This window comes from Bacillus sp. B25(2016b) (assembly GCF_001679765.1).
GTDB classification, from domain to species: domain Bacteria; phylum Bacillota; class Bacilli; order Bacillales; family Bacillaceae_G; genus Bacillus_A; species Bacillus_A thuringiensis_K.
The window spans coordinates 711,067-732,731 of the sequence record NZ_CP016285.1 but is presented as its reverse complement, the minus strand read 5'-3'; the positions used below and the strand labels follow the sequence as shown (position 1 = coordinate 732,731).

Here is a 21,665-nt window from a genome sequence, read left to right as displayed (position 1 = left end):
ATATATTTTATATCCCAATCCCTTCCGTAAAAAACAAAAAACGTATAGGAAATTTCTTACTATCTCATAATATACATAACCATTTTTGAACGAAAGGAGATGTTTCATTTGCATACCGTCTGGAAAGGTGCACTTTCACTTGGACTATTAAATATAGGAATTAAACTATACAGTGCCGTAGAAGAAAACGATATAAAATTTTTAAGTCTCCATAAAGAATGCTTAACACCTATTAAATATAAAAAATTTGCTCCTGATTGTACGGATGAAGAAATTGATGATACAGATATTGTAAAAGCCTATGAATATGCACCTCATAAATACATTATTATGGATGAAAAAGAATTAGCTGAGTTGCAAAAAGCTCACGAACCACGATCCATTCGGATTATATCTTTTGTCCAAAATAACGAAATCGATTCTGTTCTTTATGACCGTTCTTATTTTATAGGTCCTACCCCAGGACATGAAAAATCCTATTTATTATTAAAAGAAGCTCTTGAACGTACAAATAAACTTGGGCTTATTCATATTTCTATTAGAAAAAAACAACATTTAGCTATTATCCGTAACTTTGAAGATGGGCTAATGTTACAAACCATCCACTACCCTAATGAAATTCGCGAAATAACAAATACACCTAACTTACCAAGTAACGAAAATTATCCTATACAAAAACAAGAACTCACCGCAGCAATTAATTTAATCCACCATCTTACAAATCCTTTTGAACAAGAAATGTATACAGATGAATATAAAGAAGCCCTTACCGAATTAATCGAGAATAAAATTGAACAACAGGAAAAAACTGAAACAATCTCTCCAGCTCCGAACATCATTAATATTATGGAGACATTACAGGCAAGCATTGAACAAGCAAAAATAAAAAGAGACAATAAAACAGACAAAGAGGCCAAATAAAATTGGCCTCTTTGTCTTTAAAGCGGATTACATTTTGGCATTTCAAGTCCAGACGATTGAGCTAGTTTTAATAAGTAGTAACATTCCTCTCTTGCCATATGATCTGCCATTCTAGCTGATAATACACTTAATACTTCATTCGATAACTCGAGCTCTTCCACTTCATGTAAAAAATGCGAAAATAATTTCAATTCAAGTGAAACATCTTTCGTAAACTTCTTTAATGCTGGAAAATGATGAAGCTCCGTTCGTAAATATCCAGTCATCTCAACTGCCTTTAAGTAAAATTGTTCAAAATGCTTCGTAAATTCTTCGCTTTTCTCTTTCAATTTTTTTTCAACAAGATCTAGCCCACCAGAAATAGAACCTGCATGACCAGCCGCATCTGTTAACCAAACGAGATGATAATGTAATTCATGAAAAACAGGCGGAACTTCCCCTTTCTTCAAAAACTCTAAAACCGTTATATACTCTTCCACTTCGTTTACCATATGATTAATAAAAGTTGGCGTAAAATGAATAGTAATTTTCCCTTCCAGCTGTTTCTGTATAGTATCTAATTTAAACGCCCGAATCTCCTTAGCGGCTTGTTCTGCCTCTTTGGAGAATACCATCAGATTCACATTGCGAACTTTATTTAACAGATTCGTAAATGTTTCAACAAAGTAAGTAGCTTTCTTTATATCCTCTTTTTCCTTCGGAGCTAATGCATCCAGTAAAAATTGTGCATGATCAGTAAGTACCTTTAGCCAAAATTGATGCTCAAACAACGCACTTTCTTCATAACTTCTCTCCACTAAATCCCCTCCGTTTATTCATCCTTCTCTATCACTTGAAGTTTATATCCATCTGGGTCTTGTACTACAATACTCTTCTCACTTTTGTTTTCTATATATAAAATTTCATAAAACGTTAGCTTCTTTTTTAACTTCTCTATGTTAGAAATTGAAAATGTTATAACCTCGCATAAATTCGTAACACTCTTTTCTCTTCCTCCTAACATGCGATTCATAACAAAACTAATTCTCGTTGAATCGATATCATACCAAACCCCTGTAACATCTAATTGCGGCCTCAATGAACTAGGTGTTATTCCTAAAATCCCTTCGTAAAAATACAGAGTTTCCTTTAAGTTTTTTACTTCTAACACGATTAAATTCTTTACATTCTCCACATTCATTCCCCCTGTACTTATTACTTTTTTATATGTGTCATAAATGCTCATTATGTCTGAATACAATACGTAGTGATGAAGATATAGGGAGGTTTATTAATGGATAAATACATGAAATCATATGTGCCATATCATAGCCCTCAAGATCCTTGCCCTCCTATTGGGAAAAAATATTACTCTACCCCTCCTAATTTATATTTAGGTTTTCAACCGCCAAATTTACCACAATTCTCACCGAAAGAAGCACTACAAAAAGGAACTTTATGGCCTGTTTTTTATGATTATTACGAAAATCCTTATAAAAAAGGGCGGTGACTACTGACGTGAATCAACCACTACCAGAAGAGTATTATCGACTTTTAGAGAATCTCCAAGAATTAGACTTTGTATTAGTTGAACTAACTCTTTACTTAGACACCCACCCAGACGATACAGCAGCTATTAACCAATTTAATGATTTTTCCTATAAACGAAGAGTATTAAAACAACAGATGGAAGAAAAATATGGACCGCTTCAACAGTATGGAAATAGCTATTCTAATGCCCCTTGGGAATGGAGTAAAGGTCCTTGGCCATGGCAAATATAAAGGAGAGAAACTATGTGGATTTATGAAAAAAAATTACAATACCCTGTTAAAGTAGGAACTTGTAATCCAGCACTTGCCAAATTATTAATTGAGCAATACGGTGGTGCAGATGGAGAATTAGCTGCTGCACTACGTTACTTAAACCAGCGTTATACCATTCCTGATAAAGTCATTGGCCTCCTTACCGATATTGGTACAGAAGAATTTGCGCATCTTGAAATGATTGCTACGATGGTTTATAAGCTGACAAAAGATGCGACTCCTGAACAGATGAAGGCAGCTGGTCTCGACCCTCATTACGTCGATCATGACAGCGCACTTCATTACCATAACGCAGCTGGTGTTCCATTTACTGCAACCTATATACAAGCTAAAGGTGATCCAATTGCCGACCTATACGAAGATATTGCAGCTGAAGAAAAAGCGCGTGCCACATATCAGTGGCTTATCAACCAATCTGACGATCCCGACATAAATGACAGCTTACGCTTTTTACGCGAACGAGAAATTGTCCATTCCCAACGCTTCCGAGAAGCCGTTGAAATTTTAAAAGAAGAACGCGATAGAAAAATATATTTTTAATACACGTATCCTAGCGATATGTGTTTTTTTCACGTTAAAAGTTAAATCCTTCCTATTAAACATACAAATAGTATATTTATTCGATTTAATGCATTATTTTTTAATTTTTTCAAAATTCCCTATTGCTTTCTAGTCATCAGACCTTTAAAATAATAACAGTTACTCGACAAATTATTTGAATTTTCGACAAAAATACTCATTAGGAGGATTTTCTTTATATGCGTACAACTTTGAAACCAGCGCAAATACTTTCGATTAGTTTATTACTATTCGCAGTTTTCTTCGGTGCTGGTAATATGATTTTCCCACCCCTTCTTGGTCTTTCTTCCGGAGAAAATATGTGGGTTTCCATTACAGGATTTATTATTACAGACGTCGGTTTATCTTTACTTGCTATCGTTGCTGTTGCCCTTGCTGGTGGTAGTTTTAACACTTTAGCGAGCCGTGTTCATCCAAAATTCGCAGCAGTATTCGCTATCATTATTTATCTTTCAATCGGCCCACTATTTGTTATTCCACGAACTGGATCTGTATCTTATGAAATTGGGATTGTACCACTTTTCACAGATCAATGGTATTCTATGTTAGTTTTTAGTGCGATTTTCTTTACAGTCGTTTACTTCTTATCATTAAATCCATCCAAGCTAGTAGATCATATCGGTAAAATATTAACGCCAATTTTACTTGTAATTATTGCAATTATGGCAACAAAAGCGATTCTTTCACCAGGAACGTTTGCAGAGCCTATCGGTGACTATAAAGACATCCCGTTTTTCAAAGGATTTCTTGAAGGATTTTTAACGTTAGATGCAATTGGCGCTCTCGTTCTATCAACAATTGTTGTAAATGCAATTCGTCAAAACGGTATACAAGAGAAGAAATCTATCGCAAAATATACAATCATTTGCGGAAGCATCGCTGCTCTATTCTTAACAATTGTTTACTTCTTACTCGGTTATATCGGAGCTTCAAACGGAAACTTAGGGCAATTCGAAAACGGTGGTCAACTATTAGCTACTGTTATGTATCAATTCTTTGGGACAAGCGGTAATATTTTATTAAGTATCGCCATTATCTTCGCTTGTTTAACAACGGCAATTGGTGTTGTAAGTGCATTTGCAAATTACTTCACAACAGTGCTAACAAATGTTTCATACAAAAAGCTTGTACTATACGTTTGTATCTTTAGCTTCGTTATTTCAAACTTAGGATTAAGCTTATTAATTAAAATCACACTACCTGTATTAATTATTTTGTACCCAATTACAATCATTTTAATTTTCGTATCATTTATCGATAAATATACGAAACGTAAACCTTCTGTCTACATCGGAGCGATGATCGCAGCATTTATTATTAGCTGTATTCATGCACTTGATAATGTGGGAATGATACCAAGTTTTATCGCTAATATCGTACACACGATTCCTTTTTATAACTTAGGGATCGGCTGGATCGTTCCAGCAATCATCGGTGGTATAATTGGATACTTTATTCCGCAAACAGAAGCTGAAGGCGAAGTTTCTACAAAATAAAGAAAAGAAGCAAGCATGTATTTCATGCTTGCTTCTTTTCTTTATTTTCACATCGTATGCTTAAAAGTAAATAACTCTTCTTTCGACTGCACAACAGATTGTTCCTCTTCTACAACATCCTTCTTTAGCTCTCCTCCTAACCTTACCTTCAACATCGCCTCTTCTATACTTTTTACAATCATATTTCCTGAAAAAATAGTAAGCCCGAAAAATGTAATTGGGACGAGAGGAATCCATGGATGCACTGTTAATGATCTAAAGTATACTCCAATTAAACCTGACCATTCATGCGTATAAGATTCCACCTCTTTTATAGGTCCACCAAACGTAACAGTCCCACCAAAGAACACTTCAAGTAATCCTAAGTGCAGTAAAATAGTAAGAGTCTGCGTAAACTGCTGAAGAAATACGAGTATAAATGGCATATAGAGATGCGGAAAAATATGTTTTATAACAATATGTCTTCTCGATCCACCTAATATGCGCGCGGCATCAACAAATTCTTCCGTTCGCAATTTACGAACTTCCTTCGCAACATACAGTGCAATAACTGGCATTACAAGCAGTACAAGTAATACCACTTGAAACGAAGCCCTTTCAAAAAAGGTTGTTGTCTCCTCTCCGCTTCCAAATGAATTTGCAGATTGAAGAAAAAAATACGCAATCATAACTGTCGGAATAACTGTAAAACTATCAAAGAAAGCCTCAATTTTTGAAAATCCTCTTTTTATATACGTTCCGAGTACGACACCGAAAAACACACCTATTACCATTCTAAGTGCCGCAATTAAAATAGATATACCAATCGTCCACTTCGCGCCCTCAATGACTAAATGTAACAGGTCATACCCTTTCCGGTCTGTCCCGAGTAAAAATTGTAATGAAGGTGGAAACGGTGGCACTTGTGGATTTTCATCCGCATCATATTGCAATGTAACTTGTCTAATATGTCCATCATTCCATAACGTATTTCCGATGCTCAAAAGAACTAATAAGAGAAGAAACCCAATGCTTATCCAAAATCTTTTATCACGTTTTATATACGTCCACATATTATAATCTCTCCTTCATCGCAGCCGGAATGAGATAATGAAACAATTTAAATAAAATAAAAATCGGAATATATATAAGAAGCACACTAACGATGAAAACCTCAACTCTAATACCGAAATACGATTTCAAAAACATAAAAATACCACCCGTATTAAAAATCCATTCTATAATATATAAATTAGATAACATAAAAAAGATGTTCGTTTTCGCAAAGAATAATGTACTAAGCAACACATTTCGTAAAATATGACGATTTAAAATATGAAAGCGCCCCAGCCCTTTCGCCTTAGCAAATAGTACATAATCTTTTTCTAGTTCATTTTCAAAACGAAGCACGACCATTTTTACAAACATAATCGTAGTCGGAATGCTCAAACAAAGTATTGGCAACCCCCTAATCGACTCGCCTCCAATTGAAGCAATTTGAAAAGGTAAAAAACCTGTTTGTTTAAAAAACCATACAACTAAAATTTGTGATACTAAAATAAGAAGGATATCTGGAATGGATTCTAGGAAGATAAGAAATGATTTAATTCGATGTTGTATACGCGGTGAACTATTCATAATTACATAAACAATACAAAATGCTACAAATAATGAAATAAAAAAAGCAGCTAAAAAAATAATAATCGTTTCTTTATAATGGACGAACAGCTGCGGAAATAAAAATTTACCTCTCACATATTGCAAATTGGAAATATCCATTAAGTTCACAAACACTTCTTTTAAACTCTGTATGTACTTTGATACATCCAGCTTAAATCCATAAAACAATTTCGGCAGAGCCCCTAACATAATAATCCCCAAAATCGAAATAAGAAATTGAATCGTCACTTCCATTCCATTTAGAAAAACTTTTTTGACCACGTTTTCCCTTCTCTCTATATATAATTTACCCCTTAATTCTATTCTTAATTTTCTGAATTGTAAATATTTTAAAGACGAAAAATCACTAGGCTATGATCCTAGTGATTCTTTATGCGTATGCCCTTCTCTTTTCGCAAACGGCATATATAAAATGAAACATCCAATAAGCGCTGCAAGCTCTAATGAAATAATATAGTAAGGATGCGGTCCTAACATATCGAGTAATGAAGCAGTCTCTGGCTTATGAGCTAAAAACATATAATTACCGCCTGTTTTGTAATTTACAAACGAAACAAGCGGAATTAATATGTTTAAAAATATCATCGTACGCTTAATAGATTGCAAGGTCGGTCTATAGCCTTCCACCCAAGTCATAAAGAGTGGTGCCCAAATGAGCAATACATGCGCGATAAAATATTCAATGAAACGAAAATGCGGAAAAGCATATTGCAAATTTGGTGTTAAAATGGCTTGTGATGCACCAATAATTCCCGTAAAAAATACAATCTCATATATACGGTAACTTTTCGTTACAATCATAATCGATGCTAACAACAAACTAATCGTACATAACTCGAATGGTAATGAAGTGGCTAGCTCAAAAATCCCTGCTTTCCACTCCCACATATGCAGTCCAATTTCACTCCCTATAAATAGAAATGCAATCGCATATCGAACCGTTATATTCCACTCATTTTGACGTAATACATCTTGGTATTGATATAGGAAAAATATCCCCACCAACATAATAAATAATATAATGGCATGTTGCCTTGAATAGGGAATAAACGGTTTTAATGGATGCGCGCTAAAATAAGCTTCCATCTTCCTTCCTCCTTTCCTCCATACAATATTATTGTAAGAAAGAAACGACGAGTCAATTCATTTGCTTACACTAGGACAACCTCTACCTTACATTTACATATTCATACCTTACAAAACTGTAAGGTTATTGTAAGCTAAAACGATTTGTCAGATTCTTTACCTCTTCTATACTTAATGTAGATACTAAAACGAACGAAAAGGTGATAAATAGATGAAGAAGAAAAATAAAGTGTTAATTACTAGTGTAGTAGCAATCGGAATTGCAGCTGGATCATACTTTGCATTTGCTGGTGGCGGTTCAGAAGTAGCAATGGCATATAGCGGATATAAAGTAACTGAAAAACAAATCCAAAACGCGCAAAAATTTGGTGGCGAAGTTATTCCAAATGGAATTGAAACTATTTCATTCGATCCAACAAAAGGAACATATGAATTAGCTGTTAAAAAAGGCGATGAAGTGAAAAAGGGTCAGCTTCTATTTAAATACAATGATCCGACTGCGAAACAAGGTATAACAGAAGCAGAAATGCAAAAGAAAATCGCACAAAAAGAAGTAACATTGTTCCAAAAACAAATTGATGCAGCGAAACAAAAATTACAAAAAGATAAAAATGCAGGCCTTCCTGCTGAAGCATTAAAAGCATCAGAAGTTGAAGTTGGGCAATTAGAATCACAACTTGAAATGAAAAAGTTTGAAGTTGAAAAAGCTGATGAAATGATTAAAGCAGCAAAAGAGAAAGTAAACACTCTTTCTGTAACAAGTCCTGCTGATGGCGTAATTGATGATATCGTAAAAACTGCTGACGAAAAAACAGGTATGAGCGGAATTACTCTTCGTCACGCTGGTCAATTTAAAGTAAAAGGTCAACTTTCTGAATATGAGCTTGCTAGTATGAAAGTTGGGCAAGAAGTAACTGTTTCATCAAAAACTGTCGCTGGTAAGACTTGGACAGGAAAAGTAACAGAAATCGGTTCTACACCTTTAAAGAGCATGGATGAAAATAAAACTGTTTCTAACTATCAATTCACTGTCACATTAGATAATAGTGACGAACTACAAAACGGCTTCCACGTTTACGTAACAAGTAAATCTGGCGAAGCAACTGGTACAATTGTTCCGAAAAGCAGTATCGTGAAAAAAGGTGATAAAAATGTTGTCTTCGTTGTAAAAGACGGTAAAGCGAAAGAACAAGCAGTTACTGTTGAATTCGAAACTGATAGCGAAGCAAAAGTTTCTGGAGTGAAAAAAGGCGAGGAAATTATCTCTAAACCTGAAAAAGACTTAAAAGATGGTATGGAGGTTGTCGCCCAGTGATTAACTTAAAAGGCATCACGAAATCCTTCCAAAATGGTACAGAATCCGTTCAAATATTACATGGAATTGACGTAACACTGAACCAAGGAGAATTCACTTCTATTATGGGACCTTCTGGTTCTGGTAAATCAACATTAATGAACATTATCGGTTGCTTAGATAAACCGACGACAGGTACGTACGAGCTGGCTGGACAAAACATTTCAAACATGTCTGAAACAGAACTTGCACATGTCCGTAATAAAGAAATCGGATTCGTATTCCAAAACTTTATGTTATTACCGAGACTTACAGCAATGCAAAATGTTGAATTGCCTCTTATTTATGCAGGTGTTGATAAAAAAGAGCGACGTGAACGCTCACTAGCAGCTTTAACAAAAGTAGGTTTAGCTGATCGTGCTACTCACTTACCGAACGAATTATCAGGTGGACAAAAACAGCGTGTCGCAGTTGCACGTGCAATCGTAAATAATCCAAAGTTCATTTTAGCCGATGAACCGACGGGAGCACTTGATACGAAAACGAGTACACAAATTATGGACCTCTTTTACGAATTAAACAAACAAGGCTCAACAATCATTATGATTACCCACGATCGTGAAATTGGAGAAGCTGCAGCACGTCAAATTGTAATTCGTGACGGAAATATCGTCCAAGATTGGAGAGGTTAATTTTGAACACGAGTGAAAATATACGCATGGCCCTTTCCTCTATCTTTGCTCATAAAATGCGTTCTATCTTAACGATGTTAGGTATTATTATCGGTATTAGCGCTATCATTACTATCATTTCAATGGGTGATGGTACAAACGCAAAGTTTAAAAAAGAATTAGGCCAAGGAAAAGATAATGAAATAACGATTTACTACGATAACTCTGACTATGGAACAGATATTGCCAAAATTACAGCTGATATGCTAAAACGTCTTCAAACTGTTCCAGGCGTTAAGGATGTGTATCCAGATGTACGTATGAAAGTAAAAGCAGCTTCTGGTTCAAAAGATGTCTCGCTTGATTTAATAGGTGGAACAGGCGACTTCATGACAGATTCGAAAATAAAATTAGTTCACGGTCGCGAATTAAACGACAGCGAATTAACACAAGCAATTCCTGCTGTTATATTAAATGAAGAAGCTTTCAATAAATTATTTAATGGTTGGGAATCAAATTTATACACTGATATAAAAGGAAAGCCGTATAAGGTAGTCGGTGTGTACGAAACGAAAAATGAATTCGGAATGGCTATGGCTGAAGGGTATACGTCACTTGAAAATGTCCCTGTCATTTCAGGAGTAACTGAGTATGACTCTGTAAAATTAACAATGACCTCCCCAACAGAGCGTAAAAGTGTAGAAAAACAAGCCGTTTCTGTTTTAAACGAAATGAAATCTCCTAAATTTGAAAATAAATTCAAAGCACAGGACTTAGGTGAATTTACGAAGCAATTAGACGAATCTATCGGTATGATGAAAATGGTATTCGGTGGTATTGCTGCTATCTCCTTACTTGTTGGTGGTATCGGTGTAATGAACATCATGCTTGTATCTGTAACAGAACGTACACGTGAAATTGGTATTCGTAAAGCACTTGGTGCAACGCGTGGTAAAGTATTAACACAATTCTTAATTGAATCTTGTATTTTAACAGGACTAGGTGGTTTCATCGGATTCACGCTCGGCATCTTCTTCGCTTGGATCGTCTCCATCTTTGCCGGATGGCCACTCGTTGTCTCAAAAGAACTTGGACTTCTTGCAGTAGGTATCTCTATGTTAATTGGTATTATATTCGGTCTACTACCAGCTAACAAAGCTGCAAAACTGGATCCAATTGAATGTTTACGATATGAATAAAAAACGTAGGAGTTTACACTCCTGCGTTTTTTATTCATCTACTAAATTGAGTTTCTTCTATTATATATGTTTCACGTTACAACTATCATTCTAATACTCTTCATTATTTATAGATACTAAGGCTATTATCTAATTCTATTATTGCAAAAATACTATGTAACAGACGAAAATCAAGGCGTAATTTTTTCCATACTTCGACTGATTTTGTAACAATTATATCGATATTTTATTAAATTTCACCTCATTTATATATTTTCATGCCTAAAAAGATTATCGTTTCATAACTAAATTTCCATTCAAACAGTAAAATACGCTACTTTTGTAACACCATAGATATCATCAAGAAATATTACTGTAACATTATTAACGTTACAGTAATTGAAATGCTACTCATTTTGTGTTTCATATGCCTTAATACGCCAAAAAACAACAAGGAAGCGCTATCAGGATATTTATGGAATTGTTACAGAATATTAATGCCCCGTTACGAAAGCTTTGTAATTTTATGTTTTTCGCAAATAAGAAAATAATGGTTGCTATAATGAGGTCAACGAAAACAAATGCAATGGAGGCTATTATGAAAAAATTTATGGGTATAGCAACAGCAGCGGTTTTTGGTCTTGGGATTTTCACAACATCTGCTAAAGCAGAAACAATCGTAACGACTGACGTACTAAACGTACGAGAAAACCCAACTACTGAATCAAAAGTTGTAGGAAAATTATTAGATGGATATAAAGTAAATGTTTTACATACAGAAAATGGTTGGTCAAAAGTTCAATTGAATAGCGGTAAAGAAGCTTTCATAAGCGCTGACTATACAAAAGACACTTACTACGTAACAGCAAACGTATTAAACGTACGTGCTGGAGCAAACACAGACTCAGAGATTCTTGGTAAGTTGAAAAAAGATGATGTAATTGAAACAACACACCAAGTACAAAATGATTGGATTCAATTTGAATATAACGGAAAAACAGCTTATGTTCATGTTCCTTACTTAACAGGTAAAGCACCAGTTAAAGTTCAACCAGTAGCTAAAGTTGAAAAAACAACTCAAGTTCAAGATACAGCTAAAGTTCGTGAAGCAGTTAAAGCTCAGGAAGTAGCTGAAACTCAAGCAAAAGCTAAAGCAGTAGAAGCAACTAAAGCTCGTGAAGCGGCAGAAGCTCAAGCAGAAGCTAAGGCTCAAGAAGCAGCTAAAGCTCGTGAAGCAGCTAAAGCTCAAGAAGCAGCTAAAGCTCAGGCAGCAGCTGAAGCTCAAGCAGAAGCTAAAGCTCAAGAAGCAGCTAAAGCTCGTGAAGCAGCTAAAGCTCAAGAAGCAGCTGAAGCTCAAGCAGCGGCTAAAGCTCAAGAGGCAGCTAAAGCTCGTGAAGCAGCTAAAGCTCAAGAAGCAGCTGAAGCTCGTGAGGCAGCTAAAGCTCAAGAGGCAACTAAAGCTCGTGAAGCGGCTAAAGCTCAAAAACCTGCTACACAACAACCTGTTGCAAAAGAAACTGAAACAAGTGCACCATCATCTTCTCGTGAACTACGCGTTGTAGCAACTGCTTACACAGCAGATCCACTTGAAAATGGTTATAAAGCAGGCGACCAAGTAAAATCAGCTTTAGGTCACAACTTAACAGCTAATCCAAACATGAAACTTATTGCAGTTGACCCAAGTGTCATTCCATTAGGTTCAAAAGTATGGGTTGAAGGTTACGGAGTAGCAATCGCTGGTGATACTGGTGGAGCTATTAAAGGAAATAAAATCGATGTTTTAATGCCAGATAAAGGCACATCTAGTAACTGGGGACGTAAAACAGTTACAGTTAAAGTATTAAACTAGTTAGCATATAAAAAAGAGTCAGTCTTATTATTGAGGCTGACTCTTTTTTTATGATTCTCACATTCTATCTTTCTCTTGAAAGTAAGCAATGTTGTCTCGAAGCCACTTTCGCTCTGACATAAATAAATTCCCTCGTTTTTTGTACACTTTATCAAATGTCTTTAAAACTTCTTCACGATCAACAAACTTATGTAAAAAACGAACACTATCGTTTTTATGATAAATATAAGGAATAATTTTATTTGTACTACTTACTACTGGTAATGTATAAATATTACTAAGCAATTCACTTAACAAAGTCGGACTGTCTTCATATTCCAAACAATCTATAAGATAATCTGCAATACAAATTTCTTTCGTATTAATAGCAAGTTTCGTCATTAAATAATAAATATCTTTCTTCATAGATACCTTTTTTGCTTTGCTTAACTTCCCCTGTAAATAAGGAAAAATTAATAAGTCATTTAACGCTTTTGCTTCATCATACGCACGATGCCATATATCTATAGCCATCCGCCTTAATAAATCATCTATATACCCTTCCATCTCCTTCTCTCCCGTCCAAATTAAATCTATCTCTTTGCATTCTATATACGATAGATTACTATTTCAACAGAAAAAAGAGGATGTCATAGCATCCTCTCCTGCCCTACCCTATTCCACACAAGTAAACTGTGTCCAAGCTCCTACATAATCTAGTAAGAATAACTCTTCTTCTGCAATTGTACCGACAATATTTTTCCGTTCATCTATCGGCATTTCTTTTAGAATGATTTGAAGTTCACCTTTATACTTACCAAATGAGTTGTTTCCAATTACAACTTGCCCTCTTTCCTGTAATACACTTTCTCGCACTGGGAAGTCATAGTCTTTATACTTTTTACGTACTTCTGTAGAACGCACCATATATTCTGTTATGTCGCCGCGTCTTACATGTAATTCTTGCAGTGTCGCTTTCTTCTCTACTTCAGTCGCTTCGTCTACAAAGTTTACCTTTAGCTGTAACATGTAACGATTTAAGTTTCCTAGTTTCTCTAACTCTTCTTCACTCGCATAGGTATTTCCGATAATAACGTCATCAATAAGCCCTGTCGCCCATAAGTGTTTCGCTTGTACTTCAATCGGCAAGTTACGATGCTCTTCTAGCGTACATAATCCGTCATTAATATCCCATGGACCGATGTTAGCTGCATGTGACGTAATAAATGCTGCCGTGCGAATACCGTGTTTTTTAAAGCGTTCACTACAGCGAATGAAATAATCATACGGAAGACCAGTAAATTTTTGCGGATAAAAGTTATGGCAACCAATTAAAGTTGATTTATTCGCTTGATGCGAAAGAATATTTTCTAAGTAAGCAATATCGTTACTTACATTTAACTCGATTTTTAAACCGTACGGATTATTCGTCATTTTCGCTTCAGTTAGTCCGTCAAAACCTAAATCTAATCGAATACCGTCTGCACCTAACTCTGCGAAGAATGATAGATCGCTATAACTAATACCAAGTTGATCAAATACCGCCGGAGCTACATCTAAAATAACTTCCATATTGTTATCTTTTGCGTGATTAATAATCTCTTTAAATTCAGCTATAATTTCTTCTTTCGGACGATTCACAGATAACAAACAAGTAAATATTCTTGAAAAACCATGTCGTGCCGCTACGGAAATATAAGCCATATCTTTTTCTTTCGTTGAATGTTCTGGATAAAGTGAAATTCCTAATTTACGCTCCATGCTTTTGCATCTCCTTCACACGTTGTATTAATGCTATGCTCGTAAATCTATATTTTGCAGATAAACAAGTTGCACATAAAATCGTTGGTACAATAATTACGTACGGTGATTGCAATCCTAACATTACATATGCACCCATTGAACAACCGATAAATAAAACTGATACGAGTAGTAACACTAATAAAGATTTACTTTGTACCCATTTCGAATAATGGGCAATACACTGTCCGACCACGAATGTAATTAAGATGATAATTGCTCCGAGCATTCTGTTTTCTCCTCTCCTGCTAATTGTTGTTTCTCATACATTTTGAAGAATGGATAGTAAATAACGAATGAGATAACAAAGTTAACAAGTACAAGTACACCAGCCATAATTGTCCAGTCCGTACTAATCACCGCTGCAATCGGTGCTAACATCGTAAATGGCAGTTTCGCCATCATAAGTGGAATCATACCTGAAACAACTGCGAAATATGATACTGTCGTTGTCACTAACGGTGTAATAACGAACGGAATAATTAAGATTGGGTTCATTACAATTGGTGCCCCGAAAATAATTGGTTCGTTAATATTGAATAAACCTGGTACGAATGATAATCTCCCTAACTCTTTTAGGAACTTAGATTTAGAGAACATAAACATAATGACTAAAGCTAACGTTGAACCTGATCCGCCAATCCATACGAACCATTGAATGAATTGCTCTGTAAATAAGTTTGGTAACTGATGTGCATTTCCTGTAGCCGTGAACACTTCCATATTTTCAAGAATTGCTGAATCCCACATTGGACGAATAATCGGTCCTAAAATCGCAGGGCCATGTATACCGAATGACCAGAAGAACACGATTAAGAATACTGTTAATAAACCGCCGAATAAATTATTTCCTACTAATACTGATTTTAATGGTGCGATTAAATATGTAATTGTTGTATTTACATCAAATTTCAAACCGTAGCGAATGCCCCAGAATAAAAGAATAACTACTAATGTTGGAATTAATGCTGCAAACGAATTTGAAACTGCTGGTGGTACACTATCTGGTAATTTAATCGAGATATTATGCTTAATCATAAAATGATAAATTTCTACTGCAATTAAAGCTGTAACGATTGCGCCGAATAAAGACGTTGCACTTAATGTTCCTATTGAAATGTATCTACCTGCATCAATAACACCTGGTACAGCTTTCGTAATTTGAATTGGTTCAACTGATGCTAGTAAAAAGGCGAGTACAGATAATAACCCTGCACTTAACTGATTGAGCTGATAAAAGTTCGCGAGCGAAGCCCCTACACCAAACGCTGCGTATAATGCCATTAGTCCTACTGTAAATCGGAATGGAATATCTAAAATATGGCGAAACGGTGCGATCCATTCCATATATGCATCAATCGGTAAATTTAAAAAGATGACGAAAAATGATCCGACGATCGTTAACGGTAATGTAGAAATAACCCCATTTCGAATTGCTAATAAATGTCGTTGTCCTGCAATTTTTTGCGTTGTTGGCATAATCTTTTGTTCCATAAAACTCATAAACCCATTCATCAATAGCCCTCCTCTTCCTCTCTACTATAAAAGAATGAAATAAACTTTATAACATTATAATGTTTATATTTAAAAAGATATAATTATGCTAAAACTAATTGTTCCGCTTGCTTAAGCACTTTCAAACCATCACACATTCCATAATCTCGTTGGTCTATGATCGCAACTGGTATATTGTATGAATTTGCAAGAAACTCTACAGCTGGAAATAAATATTTCACCTGTGGGCCAATTAAAACGACATCGGCTTCCTTAATTTCAAGCTTCACTAGTTCTGAATCAACTGCCTTAATTTTATAATTCTTCCCCTGTTTCTTTGCCTCTTCTTGCATTTTTCTTACGACCATACTCGTTGACATACCTGCTGCACAACATAATAAAATGTACATCTTATACTGTCACTTTCTCTTCTACTCGTTTATGAAGAGCAATAAATTCTTCAGCCAGTTCTTTTACTGTAATTGCATTCATTAAATGATCTTGCGCATGCACTAACAGTAAACTGATTTCTGCATGATTTCCTCTTGCCTCTTCTTGAATTAAATCCGTTTGAATGCGATGAGCTGATGAAATTTCCTCACTAGCAAGTTTCATCTTTTCACTGGCATTCCCGAAATCTCCTTGTCTTGCAAAAGCAATTGCTTCAAGCGCCGCACTTCTCGCATTGCCACCATGTAAAATTAATGCAAATGGAGTTTGCATATCAGCCATTTTAAATTCCCCCAAGCTATATGTTTTCTATGTTTTTATCTTATTATGAAAACGCATACAATTAAACATAAAAAACTTCCGTTATGTAACGGAAGTTTTTATATACTTTTTCAAAATGATAATAAAATCTCTTGAAAATCTTCAATTAACTCGGTCTGAGTAAGTTTCTCTATCGTAGTTTGACTAGACATAATATCATATAAAAAATCATAAAGCCTTTGCAAATCTTCATTATTATTGCGCTTTACACTAAATAAAATAATTACTTGTACTTTTTTATCTCCCCAATCAACAGCCTTTTCAAGTGTGCAAAACATCAAAAAAGTTTCCTCACTTAATAACTGCATCGGATGCGGGATTGCAACTGAATTCCCAACCGCTGTCGGAGACGTATTTTCTCTTTCCATAACAGAAGCATAAAAGTTTTTTGGTACATAGCGTTTCTCAGCAGCTTTCTCACATAAAAACTGAATAACATCCTCTTTCGTAGAAGCACTATGATTTAAAAAGATTAAATCTTCCTTAATATAAGGCTGCACACTAGTATTCACATGCGTAAACAATCGCTGACCAATCGATTTAATCTCTTTATCATCAAATATTGAATTCACTTTTATAACTGGAACAGGCAAGCCACTCGGTATATGAATCGTACTAATAATACAATCTATTTTTTCTTTATAAAGATCTTCTACTTTCAATTGATAATAGCCTGTAATACCTACAATCTCTAATTTATCTCGGAACTGTGATAAAATTTTATATTTTAATAGTTGTGCACTTCCTTGACCAGTCGCACAAACTAATAAGCATCTTTTCTTTTGATTCTGCTCCTGCAAACGGCTCATCGCTCCGCCGAAGTGAATTGCAATATAACCAATTTCACTTTCAGGAATCGATTCACCCATATATTCACCAATGATATCTCCAACAAGAACCGCAACTTCAAAAGCATACGGATAATTCTTTTTCACTTCTGCCAAAAGAGGATTCCTCGTATTTAACTTATACTTCAAACGATTTAATAACGTTTTTAAATGAATACCAAATCCAAATAATAATTCTTCATCATAATAAAAAATAAGATTCCGTTCTTCCGCTACTTTAAAAAGAATATGTTGCATAAATGCATATATATCTTTCCCTAATAGCTCTTCTACATTTTCATAGCGACCTCTCGTTGTAACAGCAGTACTTAATAAATGCATCGTCACATATAATACTTCTTCTTCTGGAAATGAAAATTTTAACTCTTTCTCTAAATCTCCTAAAATCTGCTTCGCAATTGTATATTCTTTCTTTATTATAAGTTCTGATTGCTCCGCATGTAGTCCTTTCATATAATGTTGACTTTGACAACGCTTTAATGCAATTGCAATATGAATGACTAAATTATCAATTTCTATATCAGATAAATATATTGTTCCGCCTTCAATATACTTTAATATAATTGAACGAATGAGTGATATATGAGGTAGCGATAAATATGTCTCCGTCTGCTCAAATTGCTCATGAAACGGAGTATGGTCATAACGCGGGAAACCATATTGTGATAAACAAGAACGAATATTAAATTCCTCTCCAACAATACGTATACCATAATACGGTCTCTTCTCAATTTGTAATTTATAGCGACCACATATATCTGTAACATCTTTCATAATTAAATTGACCGTTGATTTGCTCACATACATCTCTTCCGCTAATTCTGAAAGCTTCACATATTCCTCTGTCATTAAAACACGCTGCAGAATGTACGCTATTCTTTCTTCATAAGAAGTTGGGATCTTTTCCGTCTGTTTTTGAAATAGACTCACACAAAAGTCTTCAAATTTCTTCTTTTGTATAATTTCTAATTCGTACCCATTCCCTCTTTGCGATTCGATTTTCGCTCCGTTTTCTTCCAATATATCATTTAATAATTTTATATCCTTTTGAATCGTCTTCGTTGATACATGTAAACGGCCCGCTAAAAAAGCTCGATTTAACATCGATTTCTCTTCTAAAAATTCCTCTAAAATAGAAATTAATCGCTGATGCACCTTTGTCATAGCTCTTCCTCTCGCTCTTTATATATAAAGGGGGAAACGCTGCTGAAATCAGTAGTTTTTCCCCTTTATATTCTCTCTATTTCTTTAATGTGAATCCGAATTTATCCCATGCTTGTAAATAGTCTAGTAAGAAAATCTCTTCTTCTACAATTCGACCAACTACATTTGTTTTTCCTGTATTCACCATATCTTTTAATGCAATTTGTAATTCACCTTTATACTGGCCATATTGCTCATTGTCAATTAATAAATCTCCACGCTTAATTTCGCGCGTATTATGAGGTTTAAACTCTTCTTTTTTATATTTCACACGACTTTGTGTAGAACGAATCATATATTCAGATACATCTCCTCGATAAAAATGTGGTTCGTCTAATACGATAATTCTTTCTAGTTCTGTCGTTGTATCATATAGTTCTATATCAAATGCTTGTTTTTCTTTATTTAATGCACCTAGTGCTTGTAATTCTTCTTCTGACGCATATGCGTTTGCAATAATAACATCATCAATTAATTCCGTCGCGAATAAATGCTTCGCCTGTGTTGTCATCGGTAATTCACGATGCTGCTCTAATGTACATAACCCTTCTGTTACTGGCCAAGGTCCGTATGTTGCATCAAATGATGAAATAAAAGCAGCCGTTCTCATACCGTAATCTTTAAATTGTTTCGAGCATTTAATGAAATGATCGTATGATAACCCTGAATAACGATGCGGATAAAAATTATGACAACCAATTAAATTTTCACGATTTGGTCTATGACTCATAATGTTATCTACATACTTCGTACCATTACTCATATTAATCTCAATTTTCAAACCATATGCATTATAAGTCATAATTGATTCTTCTAATCCTGAGAAACCGACATCTAAACGAATACCGTACGCACCTAATTCATGGAAGAATGATAAATCATTATACGAAATACCTAATTGTTCAAAAACAGATGGACTAATATCAACTAATACTTGGAACCCTAATGCATTCGCATGAGAGATCGTTTCTTTAAATTCTTCTATAATTTTCTCTTTTTCTCCATCCACAGATAATAAACATGTGAACACACGTGTAAATCCATATTTACTTGCTAATGTTAAATACTCCTTATCTTTCTCTACTGTTGAATGTTCTGGATAAATAGAAATACCTAATCGTCTCATATGTACACGCCTCTTTCTTCATCATATTGTAAACCTTTTCAAATATATGTAGTGAAAAAGTATATATCCCCTTCTTGTTCACTACTCTTTTGAATCCGCTTTCTTTAAAGAAAAAATAATTTCTATCGTTCTTAACACCTACAAGTCTATACATCTATACTTTACATCTTTTTTTCTTAGTTGTGTAGCTTTTACACAAATTTGTCAGTTTTTCATCTTAAAAATTGTTATCCGTTTTCAAGACACCTTCCTTGACTGTTTCATTGGCCAATACATATACTCGAAAGAAAAGAGATAAAGTGAAACTTTAATCAGTGAGGGGGGTGTTCATCCCCCACTGATTATTAGTTGAACCAATCGGGCTTTTACGGGCAGTTGATCTCCCACCTAACTTCTTTGCTCCAGTCCGATTTTGAGGTGGGAGTTTTACTGCCCGTTAATAGCGGAAAAATTTTATATAGGGGATGAATATATGGGAGAAGCAATACTCGTAAAACGAGAGCCGTTATGGACAAAAGAGTTTGTTGCTTTAATTTTTGCAAACTTATGTATGTTTTTAGGGTTTCAAATGTTAATTCCAACCTTACCTGTTTATGTGAAAGAAATTGGTGGCACAAGTTCCAATATCGGATTTGTTGTCGGCATGTTTACCGTTGCGGCACTTTTTGTTAGACCGCTAACTGGGAACGCCTTGCAAAAATTTAATAAAAAAATCATTTTAATGATCGGTACTGCTATTTGTTTACTCGCTATGGGCAGTTACCTTTTCGCCTCAACAATCTTTCTCTTGCTTGCTGTTCGTATTTTACACGGAGCTGGTTTCGGTATTACAACGACTACATATGGAACTGTCGTTTCTGATTTAATTCCCTCAGCTCGCCGCGGAGAAGGCATGGGATATTTTGGCCTTTCTGGAACAATTGCAATGGCCCTCGGTCCACTTATCGGACTATGGCTTATGCAAACATATAATTTCACAATTCTTTTTTTATGTGCATTATCGTGCACAATTGTTTCATTAATATTAACGAAGCTACTTCAAATCCAAAAAACGAAACAGCCGCCACAACAATCATCTAGTACTTTTCTCGATGGATTTATTGAGCGTAAAGCTTTACTTCCTTCATTATTAATATTATGTATTACATTAATGTACGGAGGAATCGGAAGTTTTATCACACTATTTGCTACAGAAGTCGGCATAGCTGATATTAGTCTCTTCTTTTTATGTAACGCACTAGCAATCGCTGTGACTCGTCCATTCTCTGGAAAGCTATATGATGCGAAAGGGCATACATTCGTCATCATTCCGGGAGTTATTATAACGTTTACAGGCATTATTTTATTGTCGTATACGACGACAATTCCGAGCTTAATTATTGCTGCAGCATGTTACGGAAGTGGTTTTGGAGCGATCCAACCTGCACTACAAGCATGGATGATTGACGGCGTAGCACCCCATCGACGCGGCGTAGCAACTGCTACATTTTTCTCCGCATTTGACCTTGGAATAGGCGCTGGAGCAATTATATTTGGATTTATTGCTCACTTTACAAACTATGCAACTGTATATCGTTACTCCTCTCTATTACTTATTGCTTTTCTCTTCATTTACATTACAAGCATAAGAAAACAAAAGCATGGCGATAAAAACACGGAAAAAGCTGCTGGATAATTCAGTGGCTTTTTTATCGTGTTAAAAAAATTGTTTTTCCTCGCTTTGCTATTATAAAACTACATGCATTTTCCTACATATTTTTTTAACTTTCCTCAAAAAATATACGATGAACTCGCAGACGCTTTCCTTGATATTCGACTGAACAATATTATTCTAAAAAGTGTGATTTCTTTACAAAATTAAGATTTAAATAAGATGTAAACCAATAAAATACAGCTGTTTCTTTAAGG

23 protein-coding genes are annotated in these 21,665 nt (G+C 35.0%); 10 read left to right on the top strand and 13 right to left on the bottom strand.

Translation table 11 applies throughout. The annotated features are described in order from the left end of the window. Positions 1-108 precede the first annotated feature (108 nt). A complete protein-coding gene (gene ku, locus BAQ53_RS03835; protein WP_000557753.1) occupies positions 109-921 on the top strand; it encodes a non-homologous end joining protein Ku in 813 nt (270 codons plus the stop codon). Between the two features lie 17 nt (positions 922-938). Here ku and BAQ53_RS03830 read toward each other — a convergent pair whose 3' ends face one another. Then, positions 939-1,718, bottom strand: a complete 780-nt coding sequence (locus tag BAQ53_RS03830; RefSeq protein WP_000442439.1) for a DUF2935 domain-containing protein — start codon at positions 1,716-1,718, stop codon at positions 939-941. A gap of 14 nt (positions 1,719-1,732) precedes the next feature. Next, entirely contained in the window at positions 1,733-2,161 is a 429-nt protein-coding gene (locus tag BAQ53_RS03825; protein WP_165498028.1) for a VOC family protein, read from the bottom strand. A gap of 33 nt (positions 2,162-2,194) precedes the next feature. Between BAQ53_RS03825 and BAQ53_RS03820 the strand changes: the two genes are divergently transcribed. The 4 genes from BAQ53_RS03820 (at position 2,195) to brnQ2 (ending at position 4,799) form a co-directional block, all read left to right on the top strand. Next, the gene (locus tag BAQ53_RS03820) at positions 2,195-2,410 is read left to right on the top strand and encodes a spore coat associated protein CotJA (protein WP_000362188.1); all 216 of its coding nucleotides are present in this window, start codon (positions 2,195-2,197) and stop codon (positions 2,408-2,410) included. An 8-nt stretch (positions 2,411-2,418) separates the two neighbouring features. Further along, positions 2,419-2,682, top strand: a complete 264-nt coding sequence (gene cotJB / locus BAQ53_RS03815; protein ID WP_001075543.1) for a spore coat protein CotJB — start codon at positions 2,419-2,421, stop codon at positions 2,680-2,682. 12 nt (positions 2,683-2,694) lie between these two features. Next, positions 2,695-3,264 carry a spore coat protein CotJC gene (gene cotJC / locus BAQ53_RS03810; RefSeq protein ID WP_000265278.1) on the top strand — a complete coding sequence of 190 codons (570 nt, stop codon included), beginning with the start codon at positions 2,695-2,697 and terminating at the stop codon, positions 3,262-3,264. 218 nt (positions 3,265-3,482) lie between these two features. Then, positions 3,483-4,799, top strand: coding sequence for a branched-chain amino acid transport system II carrier protein BrnQ2 (brnQ2, locus tag BAQ53_RS03805; RefSeq protein WP_001260942.1), 1,317 nt, complete (start codon positions 3,483-3,485; stop codon positions 4,797-4,799). A gap of 47 nt (positions 4,800-4,846) precedes the next feature. Here brnQ2 and BAQ53_RS03800 read toward each other — a convergent pair whose 3' ends face one another. From BAQ53_RS03800 to BAQ53_RS03790, 3 genes are all read right to left on the bottom strand, one after another. Further along, the gene (locus tag BAQ53_RS03800) at positions 4,847-5,851 is read right to left on the bottom strand and encodes an ABC transporter permease (RefSeq protein WP_000269956.1); all 1,005 of its coding nucleotides are present in this window, start codon (positions 5,849-5,851) and stop codon (positions 4,847-4,849) included. Position 5,852: 1 nt separating this feature from the next. Then, positions 5,853-6,719, bottom strand: a complete 867-nt coding sequence (locus tag BAQ53_RS03795; RefSeq protein WP_000239696.1) for an ABC transporter permease subunit — start codon at positions 6,717-6,719, stop codon at positions 5,853-5,855. 90 nt (positions 6,720-6,809) lie between these two features. Beyond that, positions 6,810-7,544, bottom strand: coding sequence for a YwaF family protein (locus BAQ53_RS03790; RefSeq protein WP_000388683.1), 735 nt, complete (start codon positions 7,542-7,544; stop codon positions 6,810-6,812). Between the two features lie 211 nt (positions 7,545-7,755). Here BAQ53_RS03790 and BAQ53_RS03785 point away from each other — a divergent pair, with 211 nt between their 5' ends. The 4 genes from BAQ53_RS03785 (at position 7,756) to entC (ending at position 12,536) form a co-directional block, all read left to right on the top strand. Next, the gene (locus BAQ53_RS03785; RefSeq protein ID WP_000728827.1) at positions 7,756-8,859 is read left to right on the top strand and encodes an efflux RND transporter periplasmic adaptor subunit; all 1,104 of its coding nucleotides are present in this window, start codon (positions 7,756-7,758) and stop codon (positions 8,857-8,859) included. Beyond that, positions 8,856-9,530, top strand: coding sequence for an ABC transporter ATP-binding protein (locus tag BAQ53_RS03780; protein ID WP_000609108.1), 675 nt, complete (start codon positions 8,856-8,858; stop codon positions 9,528-9,530). The genes BAQ53_RS03785 and BAQ53_RS03780 overlap by 4 nt, the downstream gene beginning before the upstream one ends. 26 nt (positions 9,531-9,556) lie before the next feature. Continuing rightward, the gene (locus BAQ53_RS03775) at positions 9,557-10,708 is read left to right on the top strand and encodes an ABC transporter permease (protein ID WP_481747222.1); all 1,152 of its coding nucleotides are present in this window, start codon (positions 9,557-9,559) and stop codon (positions 10,706-10,708) included. A 454-nt stretch (positions 10,709-11,162) separates the two neighbouring features. Then, positions 11,163-12,536, top strand: coding sequence for a cell wall-binding protein EntC (gene entC / locus BAQ53_RS03770; protein WP_208906491.1), 1,374 nt, complete (start codon positions 11,163-11,165; stop codon positions 12,534-12,536). Between the two features lie 57 nt (positions 12,537-12,593). Here entC and BAQ53_RS03765 read toward each other — a convergent pair whose 3' ends face one another. The 8 genes from BAQ53_RS03765 to BAQ53_RS03730 form a co-directional block, all read right to left on the bottom strand. Further along, positions 12,594-13,082, bottom strand: coding sequence for a hypothetical protein (locus tag BAQ53_RS03765; protein WP_208906490.1), 489 nt, complete (start codon positions 13,080-13,082; stop codon positions 12,594-12,596). Between the two features lie 108 nt (positions 13,083-13,190). Then, entirely contained in the window at positions 13,191-14,276 is a 1,086-nt protein-coding gene (locus tag BAQ53_RS03760) for a DUF871 domain-containing protein (protein WP_208906489.1), read from the bottom strand. Continuing rightward, positions 14,266-14,544, bottom strand: a complete 279-nt coding sequence (locus BAQ53_RS03755; RefSeq protein WP_061883800.1) for a hypothetical protein — start codon at positions 14,542-14,544, stop codon at positions 14,266-14,268. Before BAQ53_RS03755 ends, BAQ53_RS03760 begins: the two co-directional genes overlap by 11 nt. Then, a complete protein-coding gene (locus tag BAQ53_RS03750) occupies positions 14,520-15,830 on the bottom strand; it encodes a PTS sugar transporter subunit IIC (RefSeq protein WP_208906488.1) in 1,311 nt (436 codons plus the stop codon). The genes BAQ53_RS03755 and BAQ53_RS03750 overlap by 25 nt, the downstream gene beginning before the upstream one ends. 83 nt (positions 15,831-15,913) lie before the next feature. Then, entirely contained in the window at positions 15,914-16,219 is a 306-nt protein-coding gene (locus BAQ53_RS03745; RefSeq protein WP_000275642.1) for a PTS sugar transporter subunit IIB, read from the bottom strand. A gap of 1 nt (position 16,220) precedes the next feature. Then, positions 16,221-16,541, bottom strand: a complete 321-nt coding sequence (locus BAQ53_RS03740; protein WP_000774633.1) for a PTS lactose/cellobiose transporter subunit IIA — start codon at positions 16,539-16,541, stop codon at positions 16,221-16,223. A 110-nt stretch (positions 16,542-16,651) separates the two neighbouring features. Continuing rightward, positions 16,652-18,592, bottom strand: coding sequence for a BglG family transcription antiterminator (locus tag BAQ53_RS03735; protein ID WP_000169787.1), 1,941 nt, complete (start codon positions 18,590-18,592; stop codon positions 16,652-16,654). Between the two features lie 76 nt (positions 18,593-18,668). Continuing rightward, a complete protein-coding gene (locus tag BAQ53_RS03730; RefSeq protein WP_001253345.1) occupies positions 18,669-19,757 on the bottom strand; it encodes a DUF871 domain-containing protein in 1,089 nt (362 codons plus the stop codon). Between the two features lie 472 nt (positions 19,758-20,229). On the opposite strand from BAQ53_RS03730, the gene BAQ53_RS03725 reads away from it, so the two are divergent. Continuing rightward, positions 20,230-21,432, top strand: coding sequence for an MFS transporter (locus tag BAQ53_RS03725; RefSeq protein ID WP_208906487.1), 1,203 nt, complete (start codon positions 20,230-20,232; stop codon positions 21,430-21,432). Positions 21,433-21,665 lie beyond the last annotated feature (233 nt).

Bases quoted from the DNA above. Each gene is read 5' to 3' on its own strand.
- BAQ53_RS03790 (WP_000388683.1), bottom strand. From the start codon at position 7,544: ATGGAAGCTTATTTTAGCGCGCATCCATTAAAACCGTTTATTCCCTAT.
- BAQ53_RS03765 (WP_208906490.1), bottom strand. From the start codon at position 13,082: ATGGAAGGGTATATAGATGATTTATTAAGGCGGATGGCTATAGATATA.
- BAQ53_RS03735 (WP_000169787.1), bottom strand. From the start codon at position 18,592: ATGACAAAGGTGCATCAGCGATTAATTTCTATTTTAGAGGAATTTTTA.
- brnQ2 (WP_001260942.1), top strand. From the start codon at position 3,483: ATGCGTACAACTTTGAAACCAGCGCAAATACTTTCGATTAGTTTATTA.
- BAQ53_RS03750 (WP_208906488.1), bottom strand. From the start codon at position 15,830: ATGAATGGGTTTATGAGTTTTATGGAACAAAAGATTATGCCAACAACG.
- cotJC (WP_000265278.1), top strand. From the start codon at position 2,695: ATGTGGATTTATGAAAAAAAATTACAATACCCTGTTAAAGTAGGAACT.
- entC (WP_208906491.1), top strand. From the start codon at position 11,163: ATGGAATTGTTACAGAATATTAATGCCCCGTTACGAAAGCTTTGTAAT.
- BAQ53_RS03820 (WP_000362188.1), top strand. From the start codon at position 2,195: ATGGATAAATACATGAAATCATATGTGCCATATCATAGCCCTCAAGAT.
- BAQ53_RS03730 (WP_001253345.1), bottom strand. From the start codon at position 19,757: ATGAGACGATTAGGTATTTCTATTTATCCAGAACATTCAACAGTAGAG.
- BAQ53_RS03785 (WP_000728827.1), top strand. From the start codon at position 7,756: ATGAAGAAGAAAAATAAAGTGTTAATTACTAGTGTAGTAGCAATCGGA.
- BAQ53_RS03755 (WP_061883800.1), bottom strand. From the start codon at position 14,544: ATGCTCGGAGCAATTATCATCTTAATTACATTCGTGGTCGGACAGTGT.
- BAQ53_RS03800 (WP_000269956.1), bottom strand. From the start codon at position 5,851: ATGTGGACGTATATAAAACGTGATAAAAGATTTTGGATAAGCATTGGG.
- BAQ53_RS03775 (WP_481747222.1), top strand. From the start codon at position 9,557: ATGGCCCTTTCCTCTATCTTTGCTCATAAAATGCGTTCTATCTTAACG.
- BAQ53_RS03760 (WP_208906489.1), bottom strand. From the start codon at position 14,276: ATGGAGCGTAAATTAGGAATTTCACTTTATCCAGAACATTCAACGAAA.
- BAQ53_RS03745 (WP_000275642.1), bottom strand. From the start codon at position 16,219: ATGTACATTTTATTATGTTGTGCAGCAGGTATGTCAACGAGTATGGTC.
- BAQ53_RS03740 (WP_000774633.1), bottom strand. From the start codon at position 16,541: ATGGCTGATATGCAAACTCCATTTGCATTAATTTTACATGGTGGCAAT.
- BAQ53_RS03725 (WP_208906487.1), top strand. From the start codon at position 20,230: ATGGGAGAAGCAATACTCGTAAAACGAGAGCCGTTATGGACAAAAGAG.